Here is a 17,020-nt window from a genome sequence, read left to right as displayed (position 1 = left end):
GTCGAGCCTGGTCCCGCGCACCGTCCCGGCACATCAGCCGCAACGCCATGACCGCGAACCACGGGATAGAGCTGAATAGCCCACGGTAGGGGTCTGGCCGGACGGTGGTCTCTGCCCGGAACCACAGACCTCCCGTACCGTGAGCAAGGTGGACGCCATCCAAGCCGCGCCACCACCTCCGCTGAGCCGCTGGCAGTCGACGTGGCGGTACCTCTTCGCCATCATCACTGGCGCCGGCTTCTGGATCACGAGCTACTACAACACGTACGCCGGACAGATCGGTGCGCTCTGGGCCATCGATCTGCTGCTCGGAGTAGTCAGCGTCGTTCTGATGCGCCGGCGACGTACCAACCCGTTCGTCGTCGCCCTGATCGTCAACATCTTCGGATCCTTCTCTACGGCCGCGTCGGGAGCGGTGGTCGTCACCACCGTGTCCCTGGCTACGCGCCGGCGCTGGCACGAGATCGTCCCGGTCGCGGTGGTGGGCTTCGCTGCCTCTGTCGTCTTCTTCGAGACCCATCCCGGCGCGGAGGACTCGTTGCTCTTCTCGCTCCTGTTCACGGTCGTCTTCGTGAGCGCCGTGATCGCCCCCGGCATGTACGTCGGTGCCCGCCGCGACCTGCTGTCCACGCTGCGGGAGCGAGCGGATCGCGCCGAACGCGAGCAGGGCCTGCGAGTCGAGCAAGCGCAGGTCACCGAGCGGGCCCGGATCGCCCGCGAAATGCACGATGCCCTGGCGCATCGCCTGTCACTGGTGGCCTTGCACGCGGGTGCACTGGAGTACTGCCGAAGTCTGAGCGATGCCGAGGTCGCCGAGGCAGCCGCAATCACCCGCAAGAGCGCCCACCTCGCGCTGCAGGACCTGCACGCGATCCTCGGCGTACTGCGAACCCTCGAAACCGACGCACCACCGGAGCGTCCACAACCGACGCTGGCCGACCTCCCGGCACTGGTCCAGGAGGCGATCGGTTCAGGCACGAGAGTCCGGTTGCACAACCAGGTCGACAACCTGGCGGAACCGCCCGACGCGATCGGACGCGGGGCCTACCGGATGATCCAGGAGAGCCTGACGAACGCTCGCAAACACGCACCGGACACCGCCGTCGACGTCACCCTCAGCGGCCATCCGGGCGGGCAACTGGTACTCGAGGTACGCAACCCGCTGCGGCTCGGCTCCGCCGTGAGCTTGACGCCTGGGTCCGGACTCGGCCTGCTCGGACTGACCGAACGCGCCGAGCTGATCGGTGGCCGACTCGAGCACCTGAGGCTGGACGGGCACTTCGTGGTCCGCGCCTGGTTGCCGTGGCCGGCATGAGCACAGCCATCCGGGTTGTGATCATCGACGACGACGCGCTCGTACGCACGGCACTCGCCATGATCCTGCGCGACGACGCGACGATCGAACTGGCCGGCGAGGCAGACGACGGCCAGACCGGGCTCGACCTCATCTCGCGCGTCACGCCCGACGTCGTCCTGATGGACATCCGCATGCCACGACTCGACGGGCTCGAGGCCCTCGCCCAACTGATGGATCGACCCACACCGCCCAAAGTGATCGTGCTGACGACCTTCGACGCCGACGACTACGTACTGCGCGCTCTTCGCGGCGGAGCCAGCGGCTTCCTCCTCAAACACACCCCACCGGCCGCGATCGTCGAGGCGGTGCACAAGGTCGCCGCCGGCGAACACATGCTCTCCCCCACCGTGACCGCCCAACTCATCGCCCGCCTCGGCGCAGACGAGCCAGAAGCCCAACACGTCCTCGATGCGCGATCCCTGGCCGACACTCTCACCTCCCGCGAACGCGACGTAGCCATCGCGGTCGGCCAAGGCAAGGTCAACGCGCAGATCGCCGAAGATCTCTACCTGAGTATGGCCACCGTCAAAGCGCACGTCTCCCGCATCATGGTCAAACTCCAAGCCACCAACCGCGTCCAGATAGCCAACCGCATCCACGACGCAGGCCTCACCTGACCGACTGCGGATCCGGCCGGGTCAGCGTTGTGGGAAGCAGGCTGCGACGGCGAGGGCGTCCACGAAGTCGTTCATTTCGTGGCCGGAGTGGCCTTTTACCCACTGGAAGGCGACATCGCCGCGCTGGGTGACCAACTCGACGAGGGGCTCCCACAGGTCCTGATTGGCGACCGGCTTCTTTGCTGAGGTGAGCCAGCCGCGCTCGAGCCAGCCTCTGTGCCAGCCGTCGCGGAAGCAGTTGACGACGTACGTCGAATCCGACACGACCAGCAGCGGACCGTCGTTCGCCCGCACGGCCTCGAGTGCGGCCCGGATCTCCATCCGCTGGTTCGTGGAGACGGCCTCGTGGCCGGAGGCATGCACGGTCTTCGACAACGCCCAGGCCCAACCTCCAGGTCCAGGATTGCGCGAGCAGGCACCATCGGTGAACACGGTGCGCGCCCCGACAGGGACGGTCATATCAGCCGGACGAGGACGACGAGCACGAGTCGGAGACATCAGAGCGAAACCCTACCGCGCTGACGCATCCCATACGGACAGCCCCGGCTGCTTCGCCGGGGCTGTCCGCTGCTAGGGGTTGTTGGCTACGCCTTCGTCGACCTTGGGGCCGCGGGCGGCGGTGATGGCGGCGTAGGTGATGCCGGCGATTGCGGCGCCGACGATCGGGGCGACGATGAACAACCAGACCTGGCCGAGTGCCGAACCGCCGGCGAACCAGGCGACGCCGAGCGATCGCGCCGGGTTGACCGACGTGTTGGTGACCGGAATGCCGACCAGATGGATCAGTGTGAGTGCTAGACCGATGGCGATCGGAGCGAATCCCTTGGGCGCCCGGTCGTCGGTGGCGCCGAGGATCACGTACAGGAAGAAGGCTGTCAGCACGATCTCGACGATCGCGCAGGCCAGGAGCGAGTATCCGCCGGGCGACCGGTCACCGTAACCGTTGCTGGCGAAACCGCTGTCGACGGCGCTGAAACCATCCTTGCCGCTGGCAACGGCCAGCAGGATCGCACCGGCAGCCGTACCGGCGACGATCTGGGTGACGATGTACGTCGGCACCCATTTCCACTCGATGCGCTTGGCAACCGCGAGGCCGATCGTCACAGCCGGGTTGAAATGACCACCGGAGACGTGGCCGACGGCGTACGCCATGGTCAGCACGGTCAGGCCGAAGGCCAGCGCCACGCCGAGATAGCCGATGCCGACCGAGACCTTGTCCGGGTTGAGCACGACACCAGCCAGGACGGCCGCACCGCAGCCGCCGAACACGAGCCAAAAGGTTCCCAGAAACTCCGCACCGATCCGAGCCGCAGGACTTGGTGATTCCACGACTGCCTCCTTCTTGACCCCCGTTGAGTTGAAACCCTGCTGTCACAGTAAGACACGGATTCGTGACAATTGGTGACATTCGAAGAGGAGATCTTCGCGGGCGAGTCGTGGGTCGAGGGTGGCTTGGAGTTATCCACAGATTGCGAAGACCGGCCGTTCGAGTGCCCGAAAGTCCATATGTTCTTGGGCAAAGGAGGTGCTCGATGAGTGCTCGCAAGGACAGTGCTGGCCGCCGGAGCGGCCGTGGAGGTAGCAGGCGACACAACGGCGTCGACGCGGATCGGCCACACCCGGTGCTGGTGCCGCTGACGATGCCGCAGGCCGACCGATTGGTCCGTCTGGCCGAGGCCGCGGTCGCGGAACGCGGGTTTTCGATGCGGTACGACGGCACCGGCGCACTGGTAGCGATCCGAGACGACGACGATCCGATGGACGACACCCCGTCTGCCGGGCTCGCGAATCTCGCGCGCACCGTCAGCGGGTTGCCACGACAGCAGTGGCGATCGGCGGTGGCTGCGCATTTCGACCAGATGCTCCCTCCGGGCGAACGGCCGATGGTCCCGGAAGACCTGGAGAACGAGCTCTACCTTCGACTGGTCTGCGCAGCCACGATCGATCCAGGCTGGACCGACCGGGTGCCAGAGTTCGTTCCAGGTGTAGTCACCGCGCCGGCGACCTACACCGGGCGCGCGGTCGCGATGCATTTCGACATCGACTCTCTCGGCGTGCCGTGGGAGGAAATCACCCGGATGGGTCTGGCGAACCTGCGCCGTCTCAAGGACAACGTCGAGCTGGTGCAAGAGCCGGGTGGCGACGGCGCCCAGATTGCCATGCTCACCGGCGGCATGTTCACAGCATCCCGGGCGCTGGTCCTCGACACTGTGCTGCGCGAATCCCTGCGCGTCGAGAACCCTCCGTTCGGCTGCCTCGTGGCGATGCCGTCGCGAGACATGCTGCTCATTCACGTGGTGCGAGATCAGACGGTGGTCAGCGCCTTCGGAATGCTCCTCAGACTGGCCAATTGCTTCTTCGCCGACTCGCCGGGACCTGTGAGCCCGCACGTCTACTACGTGACCGGCAACGAGTGGCAACAGGTGACCGACTACAGCACCGGCACCGCACAACTCCAGGCCCGCGGCCGCTTCTCAGAAGCCCTACGCCGCCTCGACACCGCAGCAAGCGGTCTACCGCATGTCATCTGACGGAGCAGCGTGGAGGGCGGCGGTGGCGGTTACTACGTCGCACCAGGCTTCGCCGACGCTTTTGAAGAGGCGGGGTGCGCCGGGGGTGATATCGATGCGGCCGGTGGCCAGTTCGTGGAGGTCGGCTGTGATCGCGTCGGTTTCGGGTACGCCGTCCGCGATGGCGAGGAGGATGTCGCCGGCCTGGCCCAGTGCGGAGGCACGTGACTCGACGACGACGGTCGCCCGGCGTACGAGGTTCGTGTCGACCTCCCGGACCGCTGGTTCGTGCGACCCGACGGCGACGACGGTCGCTTCCGGCCGAAGCAGATCGGAGTCGAACAGCGGCTCGGTCGCCGTCGTACAGCAGGCCACCAGATCGACGGACGCGACGTCGTCGGGAGTCCCGGATCGAGCTGGGAGGCCCTGCGCTTCAAGCGATCCGACGAGCGCGGCGACCGCCTCGTCCCGGCGGCCCACGACGACGACGTGGTCCAGCGGACGGACCGCGTTGATCGCCAGGGCATGGCTCAACGCCTGCGGTCCCGTCCCGAACACGAGCAACGAGTTCGAGTCCGTGGTCGCCAGCCGGCGTACGGCGAGCGCCGAGAGACTCGCCGTACGTCGCAACGTGAGCGACTCGGCGTCGATGACGGCGACCGGCCGCAGCGTCGGCCCATCGAAGGCGATGTGGACGCCCTGGATCCGGGGCAGGCCGCGGGCGGCGTTGCCGGGGCTGACTGACACGACCTTCACGCCGACCTGCGGCCCGACCTCGCCGGGCATCAGGATGAGCTGGCCGCCGGACATCTCCACGAACGTGCGCGGCGGCGTGTTTCCGGGCGCGGCGCCGGACACCAGCGCGTCCTCGAGCGCGTCGAGCGCCTGCGTCCAGCCGAGCGTGCGCTCGAGGGCCGCCCTGTCGATGAACCTGATGCTGTCCGGCATGGATCTCCTAAACGACGTGTCCGCCCTGGATGACGATCCGTTGCGCGGCCGGATCCCACAGGCATTCGGGTTGCTCCAACGGGTTGCCCGAGACTACGAGAAGGTCCGCGATCGCCCCGGGCCGGATCACACCGAGGTCGTCCAGCCCGAGCAGGCGGGCGTTCACGGACGTCGCGCAGCGCAGTGTGTCGAGCATGCCGAGCACCTCGCTCTGCAGACGCAACCCGTTGAGCTGCTCCTCTTCCAGCTCGCCCATCAGATCGCTGCCGAAGCCGACCGGAACCCCCGCGGCGACCGCGAGCTCGATCGCCTGCCGACCCGCGTCGAGCACCTCGCGGTTCTTGGCCCGCGACACCGCAGCCATCCCGAGTTCCACACCGCGCCGATCCATCGCGTCGTACGCCGCCAATGTCGGAATCAGGAACGCCCCGTGCTCAGCCATCGCCGCGGCCGACGCGCTGTCGAGGAGGTTGCCGTGCTCGATGGACCGTACGCCGTTGCGTACCGAGTGCACGATCGCTTCCGGCGAGTACGAATGCGCCGCGACGTAACTCCCCCGCCGGGCCGCCTCGGCCGTGACGGCGCGGATCTCGTCGTCGGAGTACTGCGGAATCCGGATCGGGTCCGTCAGCGAGACCACGCCGCCCGACGTCATGATCTTGATCGCGTGCGCGCCCTGCCGGAAACGCTCGCGGACAGCGCGACGCAGCGGGTCCACCCCGTCCACGACCTCGGTCGTGTGACTGTGGCAAGGACACGTGTCCCAGTGCGCCGGCCTAGCGTCGCCGTGCCCACCGGTCTGGCTCAGCGCCGGCCCGGTGAACAGATACCGCGGCGCCTCGAGCCGGCCTTCGGCGATCGCCTTCGCCAGCCCGGCCTCGCCACCGGCGACATCGCGGATCGTCGTGAAGCCGCGCCGCAACGCGTTGCGCAACCGGCCGGCCGCGACGATCGCTATATAGCTCAGCGGGCTCGCTTCGATGTCGACCATGTCGAGACTGATCCCGTACGGATGACAGTGCGCGTCGATCAGCCCAGGCAGGACGGTGCCGCCCTTGGCGTCGACCACGACGGCGCCGTCCCCAAGGTCCGCGGTGTCCCCGACCGAGACGATCCGCCCGTCGCGGACAGCAACTGGCCCGTCGACGAGCTCAGCGCTCTCACCGTCGAAGACCGTCGCATTGGTCACGATGAGCGTGCCTTGCCCAGACCTGCCGTCATTGCCGAGCACATTGTCCTCCTTGAGATGGTTCGGTGAGCAGTGGTGCCATTGTCAGGGCGAGGTGGAGAGTGAGGCGGTCCTCGCCGCGGTGCAGGTCGAAGCCGGTGATGGTCTCGATTCGGCGGAGCCGGTAGTACGCCGTCTGGCGGTGGATGGCGAGCTCCGTTGCCAGTTCCTGGATGTTGCCGGCCCGGTCCAGGAACACCTGCGCAGTCCGTACCAGCTCACCGCCGGCGTCGAGCAGCCGCTGCGCCCGCGGATCGAGTACGGCGTCCACGAGGGCCGACCGCGGACCGCAGGAGATCAACCGGTGTACGCCGAGTTGCGACCAATGAGCGACCGCACCGAGACGCGGCACGGCGGCCAGGATCTTGGTGGCGCGCATGGCCTGTTCGTGGCTGGTCCGTGCGTGGGCGACACCGCGCTGCGGCTCGCCGACTCCGACAAGCAGGCGCGCCGCGGCCTGGTCGCCGAGGCGTTGGGCGTTCAGTTGCCGGAGCCGGTCGATCGCCTGGTCGATCAAGGAAGTCCGCTCGTTCGCGAGGTCGACGAGCAGCGTCGTGAAGCCCTCCCCCGAAGTGGCGAGCACATGGCGCGGCAGCGACCAGAGATTCAGCGGCACGACCTCACGCGACGGCTGTTCTGCATGGACGACCACGACGTACGCCGTCCGCTGGACGAGCCCCCGGCTGTCGAGCTCTTCGACAGCCCGCGCCGAGACCGCGTCGTCCGGCGCGAGCAGGTTGGTGAGCAGCAGCGATGCGTCGCGACTACCGCGGGCGCGTTGAGCGAGCAGAGCACCCGCGTCGCGCGCGATCGCCGCGGTCGCCTCCAGTTGCGCCGGCGTACCCAATCCGCCTTCCGGGTCGAGCAGCCAGAAGTATCCGTAGGTCACGCCGTTCCATCGCACGGGCAGGCACAACCTCGGGAGGATGCCGAGGCTCGGCTCCGGCGGCGTACGGACCGGTCCGGCGGCGGTGGCGATGCCGAACTGCTCGAACCAGCTCCGGACATCGGCCGTCGAACGCCGCCGCAGAATCGACCCGGCCCGGACCGCGTCGATCTCGTCGGGCTGGGTGTTGAACGCGATCAGGTTGAAGTCGCGATCCTCGAGCACAGCCGGCGTACCGAACGCGTCCGAGATCGCGCCGACCAGGTCGTCGAGGTCCATACGAGCAGCTTAGACATATGTATGACGATCTTCGCCAGAGGATGTGTCACCTGGATAACGCCGACCAACCGTGATGGTCCTTACAGTGCACTCACATCCTGACCCGGAGGAGTCCGCCGTGCTTGGTACCGCTCTGCTCGCCGCATCCCGCAGCCGTCGCGTCCGGGCCGTCGTCACCAAGTCCCCGGTGACGCGCAAGGTCGTCACGCGCTTCATCGCCGGTGACGACGTGTACGCCGCCGTCGACACCACCCGCCGGCTGACCTCCGGCGGCTTCGCCGTGACCCTCGACCACCTCGGCGAGGACACGCTGGATCGAGCCCAGGCCGAGGCCACACGGGACGCGTACCTCAACCTGATCAAACTGCTGGCCGACCAGGGACTCGCGACCAAGTCCGAGGCATCACTCAAGCTCTCCGCGATGGGCCAGGCGCTGCCCGGCGACGGCGAGGCCCTGGCCGCCGAGAACGCGCACGCGATCTGCGCCGCGGCCTCCGACGCCGGCATGACCGTCACCCTCGACATGGAGGACCACACCACGGTCGACTCCACGCTCAGCATCCTGGCCGAGCTGCGCAAGGACCACCCGTCGGTCGGCGTCGCGCTGCAGGCGATGCTGTACCGGACCGAGGCCGACTGCCGCGACCTCGCCACCACCGGGTCGCGGGTACGCCTGGTCAAGGGCGCGTACGCCGAGCCGAAGTCCGTCGCGCACCCCGCGAAGAGCGACGTCGACCGCGCGTACGCCCGATGCCTCGGCATCCTGATGGGCGGACTCGGCTACCCGATGATCGCCAGCCACGACCCGCGCATGATCTCCATCGCCCAGGCACTGGCGACGCAGCACGGCAAGGGCCAGGACGACTACGAGTTCCAGATGCTCTACGGCATCCGGCCGAGCGCGCAGGAGCAGCTTCGCTCGCAGGGGTCCCGGGTTCGGATCTACGTCCCGTACGGCGACGACTGGTACGGGTACTTCATGCGCCGCCTGGCCGAGCGCCCCGCCAACGTCGGCTTCTTGCTCCGCTCCCTCGTCACCAAGTAGCGCGGATGTCGGATTTCATGGTGCGCTGATCGTCATACACCTGAGGGCGGACAGCCGAGTCCGCCGAGGAGGTGACGGCACGGTGCTGGACGACGACGCCAAACGAGTGGCACACCGCGCGCTCGTGGATCGGATCCTGACGGGCGACGGCAGAGCGTCTACGGAGCAGCGCACGCGCGCGTTCAACAACGAAGGCCTCGTCCCACCGTTAAGCACGCTGCTCAGCAAGGTCACATGTACGCCGGTACGCATCAGCGAGGCTGACCTGACGGTAGCGGGCTGCACCGAGGACGAGGTGTTCGAGTTGGTTATCTGCGCCGCGGTCGGTCACTCGACCCGCCTGTACGAAGCCGGGCTGGCGGCGCTGGCCGAAGCGATCTCCGAGGAGGCGCCGGGCCATGCATCTTGACATCCTCAACCACGGCTACCGGCCCGGAACGAAGCTGATGTTCGCGCTCATCCGGCTGTTCTCCGGGCAGCCGCTCCCGGACGCCGCCAAGCTGACCTTCTACCGGTCCGACTTCTACGGAAACCCGGCCAAGGAGTTCACCCACGAAGCACTGCGCGGGCCCTCCGACTGGTCCGTCGGCGACCGCGAGCTGATGGCCGCCTACGTGGCCAAGCTGAACCAGTCCGCGTTCTGCGTCGGCGCCCACACCGCGACCGCAAGCCTCGCCTACCAAGACGGTCCGCGGGTGGCGGCGATCCTCGACGACCTGGAATCGGCGTCGCTCGATGAGCCGCTCCGGGCAACGCTGCGCATGCTCGGCAAGTTGATCCGCAACGGACGCGTCGACGCCGACGACCTGCGCGACGTCCTGGCCGCTGGCGTCTCACCCCAGCAGGTCAAGGACGCGCTCGCGGTGTGTACCGCTTTCAACACGACCAGCCGCCTCGCCGACGCCTTCGGCTTCGAGCTCCTCACCCCGAAAGGCTATGAAGCAGGAGCGAAATACCTCCTCAAACGCGGCTACCGCTAGCCGACGCAGGCAGTCCTCACGCCTTAGGTGGCAGTGGGGTAAGAAATCGTCCCCCAGTGACGAATAGTTTCCCAGCTGCTGGTCAATCGAACCGGAGCGCCTTCGTCGACTCCGGCGAGCACACCAAGCGAGGCGCACGCCGTACGGCTTCACCCTAAACCGCAGGAACTGTCAGTGCCTCGGTGATGCGTTGGCGGGCTTTGTAGTAGTGGTTCGGGTCGAGTACTGGGCGGTTGAAGCGGAGGGTTCGGTCGGGGTCGATGAGGTCGAGTGCAGCCGCGTTGCCGTGGGCCGCGCGTACGGCCTGGAGTGCGCGGTGGTCCCACATCGCCTGTGCGAAAACGCGGTGACGGAGCGACGGCCAGGGTGTGCCGTCCGGGCCGGGGTAGACCGCGAAGGGATCGCCGGACGGGAACGCGCCGCCGGCCGAGGTGTCCGCGAACGGATCCACCCGCCGGATCGAGTGCCACGTGTACCAGAAGTTGAATCCCCAGTGCAGGAACCCGTCCACGCCGGATGCGAACAGCTGGTGCCCGATCGCGCGGTTCCGCGCCGAAGGCATCCCGATGAACCGATTGGCGACATCGCGATCCTGGCTGACGCAGTAGTAGACCCACAGACGTTCCGGCCGCTCGGCCAGGAACGGCTCCACATGATCGGTCGCGACAACGGGCACCTCCACGGCACCCGACGTGTAGAAGGAGTGCTCGCTCAGGGCGTCGACAACCGTCCAGCCCTTCAGGAGATCGGCGACCACAGACTTCGCCGCAAGGTAGCTCGCGAGCCCGTCCTCCCCCGACGGCTCGTCGGAGATGTGAAAGACGACGTGGTCGCGGTCCCATTCCTCGTCGAGCACGGCCTGCAGCGAGGGCAGCAATGCTTCCATCAACTCCCGATACCGTACGTCGGTCGCCGCCACGTTCCACCCGAAGACGCGCTCCTCGCCCACCACGATGCCGGGCGTGGCCTTCGCGCCCCACTGGGTGAACAGGTGCGCGACCTCGACCCCGGTGATCCCGGTACGCCGACATACGTCGAGCCACCGTCGAAGTCGATCGAACCCGAACGCGTACCCTTCCTCGTTCGCCGTGATGTCGATCAGCTGCACAACGGTCCGGTACGTACCGACCGCGGTGTCGAGCGGCGGCGTCCAGACCGGCGCGAGCAGCGACGTCGCACCCATCTCAACCGCGGACGCCATGAAGCGCTCCACGATGGTCCAGTGCTCCTCGCTGAACACCTCGACGCCGTAGTGGTCCGCGAGCGAGTCGAGGTGCATCCAGTGCCCCGACACGATGTCGAGCGGCGGCAACTCGATCCCCGTGATCTCGACGGCGACCGCCGCGCGATGCAGCTCGGAGCCGTCGGGCGCGCTCACCACGACGGTGAGTTCGTGTACGCCGGCGCGCGCCGGATCGGTCGTGGTGACGTCGCACCACAACGCACTCCAGCTGCCGAACCGCACCGGAGCTTCGCCGTTCGGCACCGGGCGCAGCACATCCGGATACAGGCCGGGCTCGTCGAACTCGTACCCGTCGTCATGGCCCGGAGGTGCGACGAAGGAGCAAGGCACGAGGTCGACACTCGACATGGCGACCAGGTCGGCCGCCGGGCCCTCGACCCGCACCTGCAGCGGGCGGGGGTCGCGGAACTTCGGCTCGAGCGGAGGGCGGTACGCGAGCTGGAACGACGCCGGCTCACCGAGGAAGGCCTGGAACGTGGTCTCGGCGGACACGGGGCGCGGGTCCCGCACCGGGTGCACCTTCGCGAGCGCATCGCAGAGCACGAACTCCCACTTGGCGGTCACTTCGGACCACTCCTTCCGACAAGCACGTCATCCATCACTTGTGCGTAATAGTGGACTCTATGATGCAGATTCGCGCATCAACGCACAACCGCCGTCCCACGATGAGGCTCACTCCTCGGCAGGCGTCAACGCACGTGCCGAGTAGTCGTGCAGGACGAGGGCCGTGGTCACCGGGCCGAAGCGGGCGAGGCTGTCGATGATGGTCTCGAGGCGGCGCGCGTCGGAGCAGTGAACGTCGCAGAGCAGGCAGTCCTCGCCCGTGACCCGACGGATCGCGGTGATGTCGGAGGTCCGCGAGGCGAGCGCGAGCGCCTGTTCGAGTTGCGCGTGCGAGATGCGCAGCCTGATGTGGGCGGTGATGCCGAGCCCGAGCTTGGCCGGGTCGACGACCGCCCGGTACCCCGTGATGACGCCGGTCTTCTCGAGTCGCTGGACCCGCGCGCTCGCGGCAGGCTGGGACAGCCCGACCCGGCGGCCGAGCTCGGCGCCGGTCAGCCGGCCCTCGGCCTGGAGCAGGGCGAGGATCCGCCGGTCGATCTCGTCGAGTGATTCCATGGTTGTTGCCGCCAATGTCTTTGTGATCACTTGCCACGCCGTCGCGAGCCTGTTGATTCGATCAGACTCGGTGCCTCAAGCCTCCCATGGTCGTGGGTTGCGCAAGTGAAAGCGAGGTCTGCAGTGACAGCGTTTGTCATCCTCCCGGGCATCGACGGCTCCGACGGTGTGCACTGGCAAAGCCGATGGGAACAGTCCTGGGGCGACCGCGCCGTACGGATCGTTCCGGCGTCGTGGAGCGAGCCTGAGCTGGACGACTGGGTTGCCGCGACACAACGGGCGTACGACGATGCCCGCGACCGCGACGATGACGTGGTGCTGGTGGCGCACAGCCTGGGCTGCTGGACCGCCGCCGCTTGGCTCGCCGCGGGAGGATCCGCCACAGCTGCACTCCTCGTAGCACCTCCAGACACTCAGCACCCCACGTTCCCCGACCGCGCGGGAACGTTCCGGGCCGTCCCGACGCAACCCCTCCCCTGCCGTTCGCTGCTGGTAGCCAGCACAGACGACCCGTACTGCACCGCAGAACGGGCGACCACCTTCGCCGACGCCTGGAAGGCGGATTGTCACCTGGTGGATCGCGCCGGACATATCAATTCCGCCAGCGATCTCGGCGACTGGCCGCTCGGCCGCCAACTGCTCGAAGGCCTCCTGGCAAACGTGCCGTAGCGTCGGCGCGGGAGGTGGTAGCTGTGTCGGATCGCCGTACGCTCGTGTGTGTTGGCGACCTCGTCGAGGACGTGGTGGTCTGGGCAGCGGGTACGGCGCGGTCCGGGACGGACAACCCCGCGCGGATCTGCCGGACACGCGGCGGCGCGGCAGGGCGACATCTGGTACGACGGTTGTCGTCAAGAACGGCGTAGAGCCCACAGAGATTCACGCCAACACATCGACAACTGCCCCGGTGCCCCCGGTCGACGAAGTGCGCGACACGACCGGTGTAGGCGATGCGTTCGCGGCGGGCTTCCTGTCCGCCGTACTCGCTGACGCCGACGCCGTCGAGGCGGTCAAGGCGGGCCATACCCTTGCCAGGCGGGTTCTCCGCGAACCCGGTGCCACGCTGTCCATGACCGCTGACGAGAACGGAACCGCGTGTGATTGAGCCCATCCTGTCCGACGACGTGGCCCAAGCGCTGGCCGAGCACCGCGCGGTCGTCGCGCTCGAGTCGACGATCTTCTCCAACCTCGGACTGCCTGCCCCGGCCAACGCCGATGCGCTCGAACTCTGCAAGCAGGCAGTACGAGACCACGGTGCGGTGCCGGCCGTGGCCGCGATCCTCGACGGCCGTGCCCAACTCGGCCTCTCGCCGGACGAGGAGAAGAGAGTGCTGCAGGGCACCCGCAAGGTCGCCGAGCGCGATCTCGCGGTAGCGCAGGCACAGGGCTGGGACGTCGGCGTCACCACCGTCTCGGCCACCGTCGCGCTCGCGCATGCGGCCGGCATCTCGGTGTTCGCCACCGGCGGCATCGGCGGCGTCCACCGCGGATCAGAGCTCAGCGGAGACGTCTCGGCCGACCTCGACGCGATCGCCAACCACCCGGTCATCACCGTCTGCGCCGGCGCCAAGGCCTTCCTCGACCTGCCCCGAACACTCGAGTATCTCGAGACCGCCGGCGTACCGGTTCTGGGCTGGCAGCACGACTGGTTCCCGGCCTTCTACACGCGGTCGAGCGGCTTACCGGTCCCCCATCGCGTGGACGACGAGCGAGTGGTCTGCGACGTACTCCGTTTTCGGGCGAGGCCGGCGACCGGCGTACTACTGACGGTTCCGATTCCCGTCGACGACGAGATCCCGGCGGCGCGAATCGACGCCGTACTCACGGCTGCGTTGGAGGCGAGCGCGCGGGCAGGGGTCGTGGGTCCCGCTGTCACGCCTTACGTGCTCGCGCGGATCGAGAAGGAGACGGACGGGCAGAGCATCCCGGCCAACCTCGCACTGGCCCGGAACAACGCTGCTGTCGCTGCCCGGATCGCCGTCGCGCTTGCTGAGTAGGGAATACACCGATTGACCCGGGCTGTTTTCTGTTTGTGGCTCAATCTGACCTTCGTGGACGCCCGACGACCGCCCGATTCGATCTGAGCGAACTGACGCATCGCCTTCTCGTCGGTACGGCGTCGCTGAGTTCGCCGGGACCGCTGTGGTTCCTGGTGCTCAGCGGTACGGCGAACCTCGGAACAGCGGCCGGCACTACGCAGCTTGCACCTGGCGACGCGGCCTGGCTCGACTCACGGACCGGCTTCGCAGTGACCACAGATGCACGCGCCAAGCTTGCGGTCGCGGACCTCCGGGTGGCTGTCGCGACGTACCCCGTCCCAAGTCCGATGGTGATTCGCGGGTTCGCAGCACGGCACGCGGGCGTCGCCGAACTGGTCCGGGGCTGCCCGCTCGACGGTGCCTGCCGTGCCTCGGTGTTCGCGGACGGCTACGGCAACCTCGTCGGTGCTGCGATGACGGACTCCTGGCTGGCGGACCAGGGCTCCGAGACGCATACCGACCCGCTGGTGACTCGCGTGCTCGAAGCCGTGATCGCAGACCCGGCGAACAAGTGGAGCGTCGAGTCGCTGGCCGGCCTGGTGCACCTGTCCCGGTCCGCGCTCAGCGCACGTTTCCAGAAGGCGCTCGGTCGGAGCCCGGTCCGGATGCTGCGGGAGGTCCGCATGGGCGCGGCCCGGGATCTGCTGTCCGATCGCAGTCTCCCGGTCGAGGCCGTCGCGTCCCGCTGCGGCTACGGATCGATCGCAGCCTTCAGCCGAGCGTTCGCCGCCGAACATGGACTGTCACCGCAGTCATGGAGGGCCAACATCCTTCAGGCACCGGGATTGCGCAGCACTGCGAACCCGATCCCGCTGACGACTGCGCACACCGCACCGAGCACGAGGGTCGCAGCGACGCCATGACCATCCACGAACGCGCCACCGACGGCTGAACCGACGGTGATCGCCGCCTGGAAGGCTGTCACCTGCAAGCCCATGGCCGACTCGGTGTGTTCGCGTTCGGCACCAGCGACCCACAGCTGCGTCACGACCGGCATCATGCTGAACGCGAGCCCCCAGACGATCACTCCGGCCGCGAGCATCGGTACACCGACGGCATGGCCGGTCACGGCCAGGCCTGCGGACAGCAACAGCGGCGCCGCGGCGGAGGCGACCCGCAAGCGTGATGCTAAGGCGCCGGCCGCGATATTGCCTACCAAACCGCCCAGTCCCCAGACCAGCAACATCCAGGCAGAACCATCAGGTGCCACACGCATGATCGCCAGCCGGATGTACGGGTAAGCGACGAAGTTCCCGAGCGCAGCGAACACGATCATGACCAGGCCCGCGATCAGCAACGGATTGCGTAGTGCGCTCCGCATCATGGCAAGTCCGGCCGCCGGGTGCGCCGGAACCGGCGGGAACACCACGACCAGGAACAGCAGGCTCAGCACGGTCAACGCGGCCGCCGCCCCGAAGACGACGCGCCACCCGGCGGTGTCCGCGCCGATGGACGCCAGCGGGACGGCAACGATCGTCGCGACGCTCACCCCGACCGACAGGCTGGTCGACACCAACCGCTCGCGGCCCGGGAGGGCGTGGACGCCAGCGCCGAACGCGAACGACCAGTAGCCCGCGATCGCAACGCCCAGGATCAGGCGGCTCAGCAGCACCACCGCGAACCCGGGCGACAGCGCCACCGCAAGATCGGACACCGCAGCCACCGCGAGCAAGCCGATCAGCACCAGCCGCCGATCCGCGCGCGGCAGCACCATCGCGATCGACGGCGCCGTCACGGCACCGGCGATCGCGGTGGCGGCAACAGCCAACCCGGCGGTTCCTTCGGAGACGCCAAGGTCGGCGGCCATGCGGGGCAGCACGCTGGCCGGCAGGAACTCGCTCGCCACCAGCAGGCAGATCCCCAGATCGAGAGCGAGCAACGACACCAGCCCAGACCGCGCCCTGAACGGCGAAGGGCGTGTGTCGGACGATTCGCACGTAGAAGTCACGCCCCCAAGCCTCACGCCCACCGCTCCCCCGCGGTTGATCACGCGTCGCGAACGCTTGATCAGAACACCCGCTGGGTACCCGGGGGTCGACGTACGACGGAAGGCTGACTGATGAGCTCCGATCCGCAGGCGTACGAGCGTGATGACGAGAGCTCAGGTGAGCGCCTCGACCGGCACTGGAACGAGCTGCTGCAAGAGTTGCGGCTCGTGCAGACCGGCACGCAGATCCTCTTCGCCTTCTTGCTGGGAATCGCGTTCCAGAACCAGTTCCACGCCGCGGACGACTTCACGCATGCGGTGTACGCCTGCACGCTGATCGCGGCGGCGCTGGCGGTTGCGCTGTTCCTGGCACCGGTCGCGCTGCACCGGGTGCTGTGGCGCCAACAGTTGCGTGACCGTATGGTCACCGCCACGGATCGTCTGGCGCGCGGCGGTATGGCGCTCCTCATCCTGTCGATGTGCGGCGGCGTACTGATCGCCATCGACGTCGTCCTCCCCCGCCCCGCCGCCGTCGCCACGGTCGTCGGCGTGCTGATCTGGTTCGTGACGCTATGGCTCGCAATCCCGGCGTACATCAGGCACAAGGGCACGAACGGTCGAACCTGATCGTCCCCGCGCTGAGGACAGCGCGGGGACGACGTTGATCAGGTGAAGAGGCTGACGCCACCAGGACCGACCAGAAGGCCGAGGACGATCAGCGCGGCACCCCAGAGCATCTGGCCACGGAACAGCCCCACGATCCCGGATACGACGAGGATCACGGCGATGATCCACAGAACGAACTCCATGGTCTTCCCCTTTCCAGGGCCGGGCACTGGCCCGGC

20 protein-coding genes are annotated in these 17,020 nt (G+C 67.9%); 11 read left to right on the top strand and 9 right to left on the bottom strand.

The features are described 5' to 3' along the window. Nucleotides 1–148: 148 nt before the first annotated feature. Nucleotides 149–1,315, top strand: coding sequence for a histidine kinase (locus EV649_RS21180; RefSeq protein ID WP_130385292.1), 1,167 nt, complete (start codon nucleotides 149–151; stop codon nucleotides 1,313–1,315). After that, complete coding sequence (locus EV649_RS21175; protein WP_130385291.1) at nucleotides 1,312–1,974, top strand: response regulator transcription factor; 663 nt, start codon at nucleotides 1,312–1,314, stop codon at nucleotides 1,972–1,974. Before EV649_RS21180 ends, EV649_RS21175 begins: the two co-directional genes overlap by 4 nt. Before the next feature lie 21 nt (nucleotides 1,975–1,995). Here EV649_RS21175 and EV649_RS21170 read toward each other — a convergent pair whose 3' ends face one another. Next, complete coding sequence (locus EV649_RS21170) at nucleotides 1,996–2,433, bottom strand: ribonuclease H (protein ID WP_130385290.1); 438 nt, start codon at nucleotides 2,431–2,433, stop codon at nucleotides 1,996–1,998. Nucleotides 2,434–2,544: 111 nt separating this feature from the next. After that, nucleotides 2,545–3,303, bottom strand: coding sequence for an aquaporin Z (aqpZ, locus tag EV649_RS21165; protein WP_130385289.1), 759 nt, complete (start codon nucleotides 3,301–3,303; stop codon nucleotides 2,545–2,547). Nucleotides 3,304–3,506: 203 nt separating this feature from the next. Here aqpZ and EV649_RS21160 point away from each other — a divergent pair, with 203 nt between their 5' ends. Continuing rightward, nucleotides 3,507–4,505: a hypothetical protein gene (locus EV649_RS21160; protein WP_130385288.1), complete on the top strand. Its 999-nt coding sequence runs from the start codon at nucleotides 3,507–3,509 to the stop codon at nucleotides 4,503–4,505. Here EV649_RS21160 and EV649_RS21155 read toward each other — a convergent pair. From EV649_RS21155 to EV649_RS21145, 3 genes are read right to left on the bottom strand one after another with little or no spacing between them, the layout of a single operon-like run. Then, on the bottom strand, nucleotides 4,488–5,432 hold the full coding sequence (locus EV649_RS21155) for an ornithine cyclodeaminase family protein (protein ID WP_130385287.1): 945 nt from the start codon (nucleotides 5,430–5,432) through the stop codon (nucleotides 4,488–4,490). The two genes, EV649_RS21160 and EV649_RS21155, sit on opposite strands and share 18 nt — an antisense overlap. Before the next feature lie 7 nt (nucleotides 5,433–5,439). Continuing rightward, nucleotides 5,440–6,663 carry an amidohydrolase family protein gene (locus EV649_RS21150; protein WP_130385286.1) on the bottom strand — a complete coding sequence of 408 codons (1,224 nt, stop codon included), beginning with the start codon at nucleotides 6,661–6,663 and terminating at the stop codon, nucleotides 5,440–5,442. Further along, on the bottom strand, nucleotides 6,650–7,825 hold the full coding sequence (locus EV649_RS21145; protein ID WP_130385285.1) for a PucR family transcriptional regulator: 1,176 nt from the start codon (nucleotides 7,823–7,825) through the stop codon (nucleotides 6,650–6,652). The genes EV649_RS21150 and EV649_RS21145 overlap by 14 nt, the downstream gene beginning before the upstream one ends. 118 nt (nucleotides 7,826–7,943) lie before the next feature. Here EV649_RS21145 and EV649_RS21140 point away from each other — a divergent pair, with 118 nt between their 5' ends. From EV649_RS21140 to EV649_RS21130, 3 genes are all read left to right on the top strand, one after another. Beyond that, a complete protein-coding gene (locus EV649_RS21140; RefSeq protein ID WP_130385284.1) occupies nucleotides 7,944–8,870 on the top strand; it encodes a proline dehydrogenase family protein in 927 nt (308 codons plus the stop codon). An 82-nt stretch (nucleotides 8,871–8,952) separates the two neighbouring features. Continuing rightward, nucleotides 8,953–9,279, top strand: a complete 327-nt coding sequence (locus EV649_RS21135) for a hypothetical protein (protein WP_130385283.1) — start codon at nucleotides 8,953–8,955, stop codon at nucleotides 9,277–9,279. Beyond that, a complete protein-coding gene (locus EV649_RS21130) occupies nucleotides 9,269–9,850 on the top strand; it encodes a carboxymuconolactone decarboxylase family protein (RefSeq protein WP_130385282.1) in 582 nt (193 codons plus the stop codon). Before EV649_RS21135 ends, EV649_RS21130 begins: the two co-directional genes overlap by 11 nt. Nucleotides 9,851–10,004: 154 nt before the next feature. On the opposite strand, the gene EV649_RS21125 is transcribed toward EV649_RS21130, so the two are convergent. Together EV649_RS21125 and EV649_RS21120 are read right to left on the bottom strand one after the other, a co-directional pair. Continuing rightward, entirely contained in the window at nucleotides 10,005–11,657 is a 1,653-nt protein-coding gene (locus tag EV649_RS21125; protein WP_130385281.1) for a DUF4091 domain-containing protein, read from the bottom strand. Nucleotides 11,658–11,765: 108 nt separating this feature from the next. Next, on the bottom strand, nucleotides 11,766–12,242 hold the full coding sequence (locus tag EV649_RS21120) for an Lrp/AsnC family transcriptional regulator (RefSeq protein WP_206751588.1): 477 nt from the start codon (nucleotides 12,240–12,242) through the stop codon (nucleotides 11,766–11,768). A gap of 93 nt (nucleotides 12,243–12,335) precedes the next feature. Between EV649_RS21120 and EV649_RS21115 the strand changes: the two genes are divergently transcribed. Genes EV649_RS21115 through EV649_RS21100 form a run of 4 tightly spaced genes read left to right on the top strand, consistent with a single transcriptional unit; the run spans nucleotide 12,336 to nucleotide 15,111 of the window. Beyond that, nucleotides 12,336–12,881 (top strand): alpha/beta hydrolase, encoded by a 546-nt coding sequence (locus tag EV649_RS21115; RefSeq protein WP_130385280.1) that lies wholly within the window; start codon nucleotides 12,336–12,338, stop codon nucleotides 12,879–12,881. A gap of 46 nt (nucleotides 12,882–12,927) precedes the next feature. Then, nucleotides 12,928–13,314 (top strand): PfkB family carbohydrate kinase, encoded by a 387-nt coding sequence (locus EV649_RS21110; protein WP_198682617.1) that lies wholly within the window; start codon nucleotides 12,928–12,930, stop codon nucleotides 13,312–13,314. Further along, entirely contained in the window at nucleotides 13,307–14,206 is a 900-nt protein-coding gene (locus EV649_RS21105) for a pseudouridine-5'-phosphate glycosidase (RefSeq protein ID WP_198682616.1), read from the top strand. Before EV649_RS21110 ends, EV649_RS21105 begins: the two co-directional genes overlap by 8 nt. A gap of 35 nt (nucleotides 14,207–14,241) precedes the next feature. Continuing rightward, nucleotides 14,242–15,111, top strand: a complete 870-nt coding sequence (locus EV649_RS21100) for an AraC family transcriptional regulator (protein ID WP_130385278.1) — start codon at nucleotides 14,242–14,244, stop codon at nucleotides 15,109–15,111. Here EV649_RS21100 and EV649_RS21095 read toward each other — a convergent pair. Next, the gene (locus tag EV649_RS21095) at nucleotides 15,021–16,133 is read right to left on the bottom strand and encodes an MFS transporter (RefSeq protein WP_198682615.1); all 1,113 of its coding nucleotides are present in this window, start codon (nucleotides 16,131–16,133) and stop codon (nucleotides 15,021–15,023) included. The two genes, EV649_RS21100 and EV649_RS21095, sit on opposite strands and share 91 nt — an antisense overlap. A gap of 174 nt (nucleotides 16,134–16,307) precedes the next feature. On the opposite strand from EV649_RS21095, the gene EV649_RS21090 reads away from it, so the two are divergent. Continuing rightward, the gene (locus tag EV649_RS21090) at nucleotides 16,308–16,802 is read left to right on the top strand and encodes a DUF6328 family protein (RefSeq protein WP_130385276.1); all 495 of its coding nucleotides are present in this window, start codon (nucleotides 16,308–16,310) and stop codon (nucleotides 16,800–16,802) included. 38 nt (nucleotides 16,803–16,840) lie between these two features. Here EV649_RS21090 and EV649_RS41160 read toward each other — a convergent pair whose 3' ends face one another. Then, nucleotides 16,841–16,984 carry a GPGG-motif small membrane protein gene (locus EV649_RS41160; RefSeq protein WP_198682614.1) on the bottom strand — a complete coding sequence of 48 codons (144 nt, stop codon included), beginning with the start codon at nucleotides 16,982–16,984 and terminating at the stop codon, nucleotides 16,841–16,843. Nucleotides 16,985–17,020 lie beyond the last annotated feature (36 nt).

The sequence above is a fragment of the Kribbella sp. VKM Ac-2569 genome, assembly GCF_004216905.1.
In the GTDB taxonomy this organism is placed as follows: domain Bacteria; phylum Actinomycetota; class Actinomycetes; order Propionibacteriales; family Kribbellaceae; genus Kribbella.
The sequence above is the reverse complement of the archived record's forward strand: the minus strand, read 5'-3'. Positions and strand labels throughout refer to the sequence as shown.

Bases quoted from the DNA above. Each gene is read 5' to 3' on its own strand.
- EV649_RS21175 (WP_130385291.1), top strand. From the start codon at position 1,312: ATGAGCACAGCCATCCGGGTTGTGATCATCGACGACGACGCGCTCGTA.
- EV649_RS21170 (WP_130385290.1), bottom strand. From the start codon at position 2,433: ATGACCGTCCCTGTCGGGGCGCGCACCGTGTTCACCGATGGTGCCTGC.
- EV649_RS21160 (WP_130385288.1), top strand. From the start codon at position 3,507: ATGAGTGCTCGCAAGGACAGTGCTGGCCGCCGGAGCGGCCGTGGAGGT.
- EV649_RS21155 (WP_130385287.1), bottom strand. From the start codon at position 5,432: ATGCCGGACAGCATCAGGTTCATCGACAGGGCGGCCCTCGAGCGCACG.
- EV649_RS21145 (WP_130385285.1), bottom strand. From the start codon at position 7,825: ATGGACCTCGACGACCTGGTCGGCGCGATCTCGGACGCGTTCGGTACG.
- EV649_RS21130 (WP_130385282.1), top strand. From the start codon at position 9,269: ATGCATCTTGACATCCTCAACCACGGCTACCGGCCCGGAACGAAGCTG.
- EV649_RS21090 (WP_130385276.1), top strand. From the start codon at position 16,308: ATGAGCTCCGATCCGCAGGCGTACGAGCGTGATGACGAGAGCTCAGGT.
- EV649_RS41160 (WP_198682614.1), bottom strand. From the start codon at position 16,984: ATGGAGTTCGTTCTGTGGATCATCGCCGTGATCCTCGTCGTATCCGGG.